Raw genomic sequence first — 5,439 nt, forward strand, 5'->3', positions numbered from 1 at the left:
TCGAAGCATGGGCGGTATCCCGAAGACGTTGACGCAACGCCATTAAGCTTGCCGCCGGACGCCTCGAAACAAGGGCAAATCGGCAGAAGCACCGGTACCGGCCTTGACGACGAACGCCGCCGGTTATCCGGTGCGCCGAAAAGGTCGTTGCTCCCGGCGGGTACGGCCTCCGACAATACCGGTGCGGCTCACTTTGGACTCCGCTGATATTCGAGGGGGAATCGATTTGACGGACGGGCATTCTTCTGCGACGGCGTCCACATGACCATCGATACGAGACCTGTCTTCTACGTGATCGGCGCGCTCACCAGCATCCTGGCGGTCGCCATGATGGCGCCGGTCAGCGTCGATCTGGCCGTCGGCAATCCGGACTGGATCGCATTCGCGATCGCCGCCGCCGTGACGCTGCTGTTCGGCGTCCTGCTGATGCTGGCCAATCATACGTCATGGGGAGCCCTGAACCTGCGTCAGACCTTCCTGATGACGGGGTTGGCGTGGATCATCGTCTGTGCCTTTGCGTCCATCCCCTTCATGACGTCGGGGCTAGGCCTGTCGCCGGCCGACGCCTATTTCGAAGCCATGTCGGCGCTTACGACGACGGGCTCCACCGTGATTTCCGGCTTGGATCACCTGCCGCCCGGAATGCTGCTGTGGCGGTCGTTGCTGCAATGGCTGGGGGGAGTCGGCATCATCGGCATGGGCATTGCCATCCTCCCGTTCCTTCGGGTCGGCGGCATGCAGCTTTTTCAGTCCGAGTCGTCGGACCGGTCCGATAAGGTCGCTCCCCGTGCAAGCGACCTCGTGGCATCGGTCGCCTGGGTTTACATGACCCTGACCGTTGCCTGCACCGTCGCGCTTGCCTTTGCTGGCATGTCCGTTTTCGACGCCGTCAACCACGCCATGACCGCCGTGTCCACGGGAGGCTTCTCGACCAGGGACGCATCGATTACGGCTTGGGAAAGCCCCTTGATCGAGTGGGTGCTGGTGGTCTTCATGATGCTCGGCGGCATGCCCTTCGTCCGTTTCATCGGCCTGATGCGAAAAACCGCCAAACCCTTCTGGGCCGACACGCAGGTCCTCTGGTATATCGGCTTTCTCGTCGCCGTTTCGGTCGGTTTGGCGATATGGCTGAGCTTGACGCAAGAAGTACATTGGCTGGACGCCATCCGCCTGACCGCATTCAATGTCGTTTCGATCGTCACGACGACTGGATATGCGTCAGCGGACTACAGCTTGTGGGGACCCATGGCGGAGATCGGCTTCTTCATGCTGACCTTCGTCGGCGGCTGTACGGGATCGACTGCGGGCGGCTTGAAGATATTCCGGTTCGAAATCCTGTTCATCGTGCTGCACATGCTTCAGCGCCGCCTTTACAGCCCTAACCTTGTCATTCCACTCACCTACAACGGGAGGCCTTTCAGCACCGACATCATGATTTCCGTCATGAGCTTCGGCTTCGTTTACATGGCGACCGTATTCGTTCTCGCCTTGCTTCTCGGCTTTATGGGATCGGACATTATCACGGCATTGTCCGGGGCCGCGACGGCGGTGAGCAACGTGGGACCCGGTCTCGGACCGGTCATCGGCCCGACGGGAAACTTCGCCACCCTGCCGGACGGGGCCAAATGGCTGCTGGCCTTCGGCATGCTGCTCGGGAGGCTTGAATTCTTCACCGTTCTGGTAATCCTCAGCCCGACCTTCTGGAGGCGGTGAAGTCCCGCCCCGGTCCGAACCCTCAGCGAACGACCGTGCGGGCGACAAGACGGCGAAGGCTCAATCCCTGAACGAGAATGGTGAAAACGACGACGGTGTAGGTCGCCGTCAGGATGACCGACTTTTCGGCCACCTCGGGGATGGAAAGCGCCAAGGCTACCGAAATACCCCCGCGCAGCCCTCCCCAGGTGAGCACGGGAATGGTGCCGGCGACAAAGTGATTCCAGCGGGCCAGAAACATGACGGGCAGCGAGACGGATGCCAAGCGGGCGGCCAGCACCAGCGGGATCGATGCAACCGCCACCCATGCCAGGGAGGCGTTGAACCGCAGGACAAGAACTTCCAGGCCGATCAGCAGAAACAGGATGGCGTTCAGGATCTCGTCGATCAGCGTCCAGAATCCGAACAGATAACGCTGGGTGAGATCGCTCATGGCATATTGAGGTCCACGATTGCCGATCAGCAGTCCGGCGACCACCACGGCGATCGGTCCGCTCGTGCCGATCCGCGAAGCGACGGCATAGGCGCCGGCGACCAGCCCCAGCGAGATCAGAACCTCGACCGAGTAGTTGTCGATCGCCCGTATCGCCCGGTAAGCGATGTAGCCGGCTGCCAGCCCGAGTACGGCGCCCCCGAGCGCTTCGACGACGAACAGTTCCGCGATGTGGCCGAGGCCGGTGCCATCCTCGCCGCCGGAACCGGCCGCCACGGCAAGGGCGATGGTAAATACCACGACGCCGACGCCGTCGTTGAACAGCGACTCCCCAGTCATGTCGATCTCCAGCGACTGCGGAACGCGAACCGCCTTCAAGGTACTGAGGACCGCGACCGGATCGGTGGGACTGATCAGAGCGCCGAAGACCAAGGCCCAGCTCAGCGAAACCGGCACCGACAGAAGGGCGGAGATGTAGTAGAATCCGAAGCCGACGATGGCCGTCGAAAGCAGGACGCCGACCGTCGCCATTCCCCCGACCACCCACGCGCGGTCGCGAAGGGCGCCGATATTGACATGAAGCGCGCCTGCGAAAAGCAGGAAGGCGAGCACGCCGTCCAGAACGGCTTTCCTGAAGTCGACCTGCCGGACGATCTGGGCAACGTCCTGATAAAGGTGAGTGCTCGGAAAAGAGATTTCGATCAGCAGCAGAACAAGGGAAGCGGCCAGTCCCATGGCGAGCAGGCCGACCGTATCGGGCAATCTGAAGAAGCGGTGGTTGATCCAACCAAATGTCGCAGTAAGGCACAGCAGTACGGCGAGCAGTTCGAAAGCGGACAGCATCTGTTTTCCGGGAAATGTAAAGATTGCTCCAAGGCGTTCCACGCCTAAACCGGTCAGGCCGGCAAAGGTTTTATCCGGTTGCGCAATTTAAGCATCGGTACTGTGGGCGCATGGGGTTCGGACGACCGAGGATCAGGTGGGAAGCGTGTTTTCGGGCGGCTCTGCAAGCCGCCGGCAGTCCGCACGGGGAACCGTTACGGAATCAGCAGGTTCTGGGACCATCGCGCGGATTTCGAAGGCCCCGGTTGCGGCGTCCGTGGAACACCGAAACATCGGCAGGGAAGATCATGTTTTTCGATAGCTGGAACGAGCTGCTTCGGACCTTAGTCGTCGGCGTCCTGGCCTACATCGCCATAGTCGTGCTCCTCCGCATTACGGGCAAGCGGACCCTGTCCAAGATGAATGCGTTCGATTTCATCGTGACGGTTGCGCTGGGCTCGACGCTGGCGACGGTCCTGCTCTCGCAGGACGTGGCCCTCGCGGAAGGAGTGCTGGGCTTCTGCGTGCTGATCTTCCTTCAACTGACCGTCGCCTGGGTATCGGCCCGCTCACAGTCCTTCAGGAAGCTCATCAAGGCCCAGCCGACCATGCTCCTCCACAAGGGAGAAATGCTTCATGAGTCCCTTGTCGCTGCTCGCGTGGCGCCGGAGGAGGTGATGGCCGCCGTCCGTTCCAGCGGCTTCGCCAGCCTGGAGCAGGTCGAAGCGGTCGTTCTGGAAACCGACGGAACCTTCAGCGTCGTCAGTCCGTCGAGCGATGGATCGACGTCGGCGCTCGGCAATGTGCCAGCGCCCTCGAAAGCGGCCAGACCGGCCGGTCGCTCCGCCTGACCGATCCTAACCGGCATGAAAAGCCTTTTCCGAGCCAACGAATACGCCGCACGTATGCAAGAACGCTCCCGCGAGCTTTCCGGCTCGCCTTTCATCCTATGACGGATGCGGGAGAAAATTTCCTCCCGGCGATTTTTCATAATGACATAGGCGGGTTTCAAACGTTCCCCGGACGCAACCCTTTCGTGGAAAGGAGACCGATGCGTGCCTGGAACTCTCATCGTGGGCTTCGACAAGACAGAAGCCTCCCAACGTGCACTCGCCTTCGCAGCGGTAATGGCCAAGGAAACCGGAGCGACGATACATGTCGTCCATATCCTGGAGTGGTCGCCCTACAGCTTTCTCACGACGCAGGAACTGGAGGAACGCCATAAGCGGCGAACGGAGGAACTGTCGCGGGCGGCGGAACTGATAGCGCCGGCGATCGAAAGCCTCGAAGCCCAGAACATCGCCGTGACCAGCGACGTGCGCTACGGGCATGCGGCCGAACTGATCTGTGAAATCGCCGAGCAGAAGCCTGATGCGCAGATCGTCATCGGGCGCACGGGAGGCTTCTCCGTAGCCCGCAGGATACTGGGCGGCATGGCACTGGCCCTGATCCAGGCGTCGCCCGTGCCGGTAACGGTGGTGCCCTGACCGGACGCAGCCGCCGGTCCATGAAAAACAGGGAAGGCATTCACGAATGAAGCGCTATATCCTCGGCTTGACGGCCTTGCTTATTCCCATCGGCAGCGCGCATGCGCAGGATGCGGCGGATGCCGCCGGCTCTGCAACCATCGACGAATGGGTCAACTCCGCCGTCGCTCCGGTTTCCAACGCGGTTTCCTCGGTGATCTTCTACTCGGTCGACGTTGCGGGCACGCAGTTTCCGCTGATCGTCGGCTGGCTGGTGGTAGCCGCAGCCATCTTCACGGTCTATTTCGGCTTCGTGCAGTTCCGCAAATTCGGCCATGCCCTGGCGCTCGTGCGGGGCGATTATTCGGACCCCAACGACGCCGGAGAGGTATCGCACTTCCAGGCGCTGGCGACGGCCCTGTCGGGCACGGTCGGTCTCGGCAATATCGCCGGCGTGGCCGTCGCGGTTTCGCTGGGAGGACCGGGCGCCACGTTCTGGATGATCGTCGCCGGCCTGATGGGCATGGCGTCCAAGTTCACCGAATGCACCCTGGGCGTCAAATACCGCAACGAATATCCCGACGGCACAGTATCGGGCGGCCCGATGTATTACCTGTCCAAGGGCTTTGCGGAACGGGGCATGGCGGGCTCGGGACGCGTCCTCGCGGTCATCTTCGCCGTGTGCTGCGTCGGCGGCTCGATCGGCGGCGGCAACATGTTCCAGTCCAACCAGGCTTATCAGCAGGTCGTCAACGTGACCGGCGGCGAGTCCAGCATATTGGCGGGGAACGGCTGGCTGTTCGGCCTGATCATGGCGATAGCCCTTGGCGTCGTCATCATCGGAGGCATCAAGTCGATCGCCCGCGTCACGGAAAAGATCGTCCCGCTGATGGCGGTCATCTATATCGGCGCCTGCCTGATCATCATCGCGGTGAACAGCGACAAGATCGTCTGGGCCTTCGGCGAAATCGTCAACGGCGCGTTTACCGGCGCCGGCGTGGCCGG

General features: G+C 61.8%; 5 protein-coding genes. 4 read left to right on the plus strand and 1 reads right to left on the minus strand.

Annotation, left to right across the window (positions count from 1 at the left end):
* Window positions 1–261: 261 nt before the first annotated feature.
* A complete protein-coding gene (locus AC5JJ6_RS39715) occupies window positions 262–1,713 on the plus strand; it encodes a TrkH family potassium uptake protein (RefSeq protein ID WP_496047330.1) in 1,452 nt (483 codons plus the stop codon).
* Window positions 1,714–1,735: 22 nt separating this feature from the next.
* Here AC5JJ6_RS39715 and AC5JJ6_RS39720 read toward each other — a convergent pair whose 3' ends face one another.
* Window positions 1,736–2,989 carry a cation:proton antiporter gene (locus tag AC5JJ6_RS39720; protein ID WP_496047331.1) on the minus strand — a complete coding sequence of 418 codons (1,254 nt, stop codon included), beginning with the start codon at window positions 2,987–2,989 and terminating at the stop codon, window positions 1,736–1,738.
* 287 nt (window positions 2,990–3,276) lie between these two features.
* Between AC5JJ6_RS39720 and AC5JJ6_RS39725 the strand changes: the two genes are divergently transcribed.
* The 3 genes from AC5JJ6_RS39725 to AC5JJ6_RS39735 all read left to right on the plus strand — a co-directional run.
* Window positions 3,277–3,819 (plus strand): DUF421 domain-containing protein, encoded by a 543-nt coding sequence (locus tag AC5JJ6_RS39725; RefSeq protein ID WP_496047332.1) that lies wholly within the window; start codon window positions 3,277–3,279, stop codon window positions 3,817–3,819.
* Window positions 3,820–4,023: 204 nt separating this feature from the next.
* Window positions 4,024–4,455 carry a universal stress protein gene (locus AC5JJ6_RS39730; protein WP_496047333.1) on the plus strand — a complete coding sequence of 144 codons (432 nt, stop codon included), beginning with the start codon at window positions 4,024–4,026 and terminating at the stop codon, window positions 4,453–4,455.
* A 46-nt stretch (window positions 4,456–4,501) separates the two neighbouring features.
* On the plus strand, window positions 4,502–5,439 hold a 938-nt coding region (locus AC5JJ6_RS39735; protein WP_496047334.1), incomplete at its 3' end, for an alanine/glycine:cation symporter family protein.

It is taken from the genome of Skermanella sp. (assembly GCF_059503625.1).